This window comes from Candidatus Effluviviaceae Genus V sp. (assembly GCA_014728125.1).
In the GTDB taxonomy this organism is placed as follows: Bacteria; Joyebacterota; Joyebacteria; order Joyebacterales; family Joyebacteraceae; genus WJMD01.
In genome coordinates, this window is record WJMD01000015.1 from 1 (window position 1) to 4,820 (window position 4,820).

The window sequence follows — 4,820 nt, forward strand, 5'->3', positions numbered from 1 at the left end:
CCGCCGCCATCCTCGGCGCGAGGGAGGATGTCCGCAGACTCAACGAGCTGCTTCGAGAGAACAGCACCCTTCCTGTCAGGCGAAGCCGCGCGTTTCTCTGGGCGGCGGCTCTGTTCGCAGCAGGCGTCTGGATGACGACGCGGTACGCGCTGGCGCGTTCCGGCGACAGAAGAGACGTCGCTGTCGGCGGCATCGCGGCCCTGGCACTTGGGGTCGTTGTCGCAGGGGTCCTCGGGAGACCGCCGTTCTACGGACTCCTCTTCGTCGGAGGCGCCGTTCCGCTCGGAACGCTCGCCGTGACCGCCGGGCGGCGCCGGGCCGCGTACGCAGCGCTCTCTCCTGGAACGCCGATCGAAGAGCTCGGACGCCGGATCATGGGGTTCCGTCACGGGGGACAGGGCGACTTCGACGCGCGCCCCGGAGACCGCGTCAGCGACGACGCGCGGAAGAACATCACGCAGCTGGCCTATCTCGCGCGCGAGATGCTGGAAGCGCGCGGGGAGCAGAAGCGGTACGAGGCCATGAAGAGCGTGCTCGAGAAAGGCGCGACGATGTTCCGGGAGTCGGTCGCTCCCGAGGTTTCACAGCTCGCCGCCCTCGGACGCGACCTGGGGTTCATGACTGAGTCGCTCAACTCGATGGAGTCGGCGGCCGCGCGAATCGATCACGCCCTGAAGGCCGTGCTCGAAGATCCGGCGTCCGAGAAGGAGCAGTTTGCTCAACTGGTAGCGGAGATCAGGGATGGACGTCAGGAACTTGTCGATTCTGCAGAAGCCGTCTGCGCCGCGGTCCTTGCGAACCCGGGATGCTCCCTGAACTCCGTCCTCGACGATGTTCTCACGCTGCGGCAGGAGTTTCTGGCATCGAACGCTGTGAGCCTGACGCTCGACTCGGATGTCCCCGCGACGGCCGACGCCGTTAGAGGCACGCGCTATGTTCTCTTCACCATCCTCGAGAACCTCCTCGCCAATGCGGTGAGGGCCATGGAAGGCGCGCGTTCGAAGAGCCTCGAGATCACCGCGCGAAGCGACGGGGAACGGTGCGTCGTCGCGGTCAGAGACACCGGTCGCGGCATGAGCGCCGCCGATGTCGAATCGGTCTTCGAGGAAGCCGCCGACGCCTCGCGAGGGGGGTTCGGTCTGCCTTACTCGCGGCGGGTTCTGAGGGAGCTCGGGGGAGAGATGAGCGTCGAGAGCACCTCGGGAGCCGGCACGACCGTGCTCGTCGAGATACCCCACTGGAGAAGCACGTACACTGGAGACGACCATGAGCCGGAACTATGACAGGCGCATGAGGCTTCTGCTTGTTGATGACAGCATCCCATTTCTGGAGACGGCAGAGGCCATCCTATCCGGCGAGTTCGACGTGGCGTGCGTGTCGGACTTCGACCGCGTACTCGATGCCTGCGCCGACGAAGAGCCCGACGCGGTGTTGCTCGACCTCTATTATGACGGAGCGCCGCGAGGCTTCGAGATCCTGACCGAACTGCTCGCCGAGTATCCCTTCCTGCCGGTCATCATGTGGACCGAGTCGGAGTCGATGGAGGACGAGCTCCGATCACAGGAACTGGGGGCCTTTCACCACGTCAGGAAGGACGCTCGTCCCGGGGAGATACAGGTCGTGGTCGATGCGGCCCTGAGGCAGCGCCGGCTTCTCATCGGTGAGAGAACATCGAGGAGGGAGGCGGACAGGCGTTGGGGCGAGTTCATCTACGCCAGCGAGACCATGGAGCGCGTGTTCTCCACCCTCGAACGCATTGCCGCGTCCGACCAGTCCGTGCTGATCACCGGGGAGACGGGCGTCGGCAAGGGACTCCTGGCCCGCGAGATCCACCGACGGAGCTCCCGTGCCGCGGGCCCCTTTGCCGTCGTCGAGTGCGCGTCGCTGCCCGACACGATCGTTGAGAACGAGCTCTTCGGACATGAGAAGGGCGCCTATACCGGGGCGGTCTCCCAGCAGATCGGGAGCTGTGAGGCGGCAGACGGAGGAACGCTCTTCCTCGACGAGATAGGCGACATGCCGCTGGTGTCGCAGGCGAAGCTCCTGAGGCTGGCCGACGAGGGTCGCTTCAAGCGCCTCGGCGGACGACACGAGCGCTTCGCCGACATCAGGATCATCGCGGCCACGAATCACGATCTGGCATCCGAGGCCGAGAACGGCCGCTTTCGGAAGGACCTCTTCTACAGACTGAACACGTTTCACATCGACATTCCCCCGCTCAGGGAGCGGCGGGAGGACATCGTCCCGCTCGCACAGCACTTCGCGGCCGAGTTCGTCCAGGGCTCACGACGGGGGTTCTCGCTGTCGCCGGCTGCCGAGCTCTATCTCCAGTCCCAGCGTTGGGACGGCAATGTCAGAGAGCTCAAGCATACGATAGAGCGCGCCTGCGTGCTCGCGGACGACAGGCACCTGAACCCGCGCGATCTCGCTGTTCCGGCAGGTCCCGAGGTCACGTTGCCGGTGAGCTACGAGTCGGAGAGGGCGCGCGTGGTTCTCGATCTGAAGAAGACCCTTGTGAGAACCTCGCTGGCTCGGAACGGCGGGAACATCACGAGAGCGGCCGAGGACATCGGCGTGACGCGGCAGACGTTTCACGAGTTCCTGAAGGAGACGGGGATTGCTGCGATGAGAAGCGAGGGCGCCGCGCTGGACGGAAGCTGAATCCTCCGAGGACCGGGGGCGCCCTCGTCACGAACACCACGCACACCTCGGTCCTCGGCTACATGGTTCAGTACGAGGGTGGGCACTGCGCTGTGTGTCCACACGCCGCTGAACCGCAGGACGAGTGCATCTGCTTCGAGCACGAGCTTCAGGAGGGGAATGCGTGCCTGAGCTTCTGGTACAGTGGTAGCTGGTGATTCGTTCGCGACTGCTCTGACCTCACGGCTTTCGAAAGGGAGGAACTCCTCATCGGGTTCTTCTGGGGCTCGGACGGGACGGGGGAACGTGGCGTAGGGGTTCAGAACTGCCCGGAGCATCACTCAGAGGCGTCTGCGGACGAGCTTGCGCACCTCATCGGCCACCCAGATCGAACTCGACACCAGGACAATACGCAGCCAGTCTCCGCCCGTCAGCTGGGTCGTGTTGAAGAGCTGCTGTCCCAGCGGCGTGTGGACCACGAGAATCTGCAGCACGATCGCAACACCCAGCCCCACAAGCAGCCAGCGGTTCCTCAGAGGCCCGACGGTGAAAACGGACTGCGACTGCGATCGGGCGTTCATGGCCTGGAACCACTGGAAGGCCGCGAGCGTCGTGAAGGCGACCGTGCGGGCGCTCGCCAGGTCGCCGTTCCGGCTCTGCCAGAGGAACAGTCCCAGCGTGCCCGCGGCCATGATCGGCGTGAGCATCGCCATGCGCCGGACCATCGGCCCGTTGATGACGGACTCCTCGGGGTCGCGCGGAGGTTCCTTGAGGACGTTCGAGTGCCGCGGCTCCACCCCGAGCGGGACCGTGCAGGCCCCGTCGGTGACCAGGTTGACCCACAGGATCATCACGGCCGTCAGGGGAAGCTCCAGCCCGAGGATGAGCGCCCCGGTGAGCGTCAGCACCTCGCCCAGGTTGGTCGCGAGCAGGAAGAAGACGACCCGACGGAGGTTCGAGTAGATGGTCCGTCCCTCCTCCACGGCATCCACGATCGTGGCGTAGTTGTCGTCGGTCAGGACCATATCGGCGGCCTCCCTGGCCACCTCGGTGCCCGACCTCCCCATCGCCACGCCGATGTCGGCCCCCTTGAGAGCCGGGGCGTCGTTGACGCCGTCGCCCGTCATCGCAACCACGTGCCCTTGGCTCTTCAGCGCCTGCATGATCTTGAGCTTGTGAGACGGCGACACGCGGGCGAAGACCCCGGACTCGAGGGCCGCGTCGGCCAGCTCGCGCTGGTCCATCGTCTCGATGTCGGACGCCGTGAGGGCCCTGTCGCTTTCTGAGATGCCGACCCGGCGGGCGATCGCCAGGGCGGTCGTCGCGTGGTCACCGGTGATCATCACCGTGTGGATGCCCGCGTCCTTCGAGGCCGCAACGGCCCGCGCCGACTCCTCACGCGGCGGGTCGATCATCCCCCAGAGGCCGAGCAGCGTGAGCTCGGACTCGACGTCGGACGACGTCAGGTCCTCCTTCTCGAGACCGAAATCACGGTATCCGCCGGCCATCACGCGAAGTGCCTCCTCGGCAAAGGCGTTGTTCGCCGCCTCGACCTCATCGCGACGCTCCTCGGTGAGTTCCGACACCTCCCCGTCAAGGAGAACGCCCGAGGCGTAGTCCAGCAGTCGGTCTGGTGCGCCCTTGGCCGCGGCTCTTCGCTTACCGTCCGTCGTCCCGTGCAATGTGGCCATATACTTGCGGTCACTCGAGAACGGAACCTCGTCGATGCGCTCGAACCGGTCTCTGAGCGCATCGACATCGAGGCGCGCCTTGCGGGCGGCGACGAGGAGGGCCGCTTCGCTGGGGTTTCCGTCGGCCTGCCAGTGATCCTCGACACGGTGGATGCGGGCGTTGTTCGCCAGAACCCCGACCTCCAGGAGACTCCTGAGCGACTCAGGCGTCTCGCTCAGCTCTCCTCCTCCCAGTTTTAGGATCGTTCCCTCAGGATCGTAGCCTTCGCCGGTCACCTCGAAGACGTCGCCCCCGGCCCAGATGCGCCGCACCGTCATCTGGTTCTCGGTGATCGTCCCGGTCTTGTCGGAGCAGATGACCGTGGTCGAGCCCAGGGTCTCGACGGCCGTCAGACGACGGATGATCGCGTTCCGGCCGGCCATGCGGCGGAGTCCGAGCGCCAGGGCCACCGTGATGGCCGCCGGCAGACCCTCCGGGATGGCCGAGAC

General features: G+C 65.9%; 3 protein-coding genes. 2 read left to right on the forward strand and 1 reads right to left on the reverse strand.

Going from position 1 to position 4,820, the window contains the following annotated elements:
- The first annotated feature begins 131 nt into the window (after positions 1 to 131).
- Positions 132 to 1,283, forward strand: coding sequence for a GHKL domain-containing protein (locus GF405_00980; protein MBD3366729.1), 1,152 nt, complete (start codon positions 132 to 134; stop codon positions 1,281 to 1,283).
- A complete protein-coding gene (locus GF405_00985; GenBank protein ID MBD3366730.1) occupies positions 1,267 to 2,661 on the forward strand; it encodes a response regulator in 1,395 nt (464 codons plus the stop codon). The genes GF405_00980 and GF405_00985 overlap by 17 nt, the downstream gene beginning before the upstream one ends.
- A 320-nt stretch (positions 2,662 to 2,981) precedes the next feature.
- Here the strand turns inward: GF405_00985 and GF405_00990 are convergent.
- Positions 2,982 to 4,820, reverse strand: a 1,839-nt coding sequence (locus GF405_00990) for an HAD-IC family P-type ATPase (GenBank protein ID MBD3366731.1), incomplete at its 5' end; no start/stop codon positions are given.

What these genes read in the sequence shown, in the direction of transcription:
- GF405_00980 (MBD3366729.1), top strand. Translation starts at nt 132, where the DNA reads ATGACGACGCGGTACGCGCTGGCGCGTTCCGGCGACAGAAGAGACGTC.
- GF405_00985 (MBD3366730.1), top strand. Translation starts at nt 1,267, where the DNA reads ATGAGCCGGAACTATGACAGGCGCATGAGGCTTCTGCTTGTTGATGAC.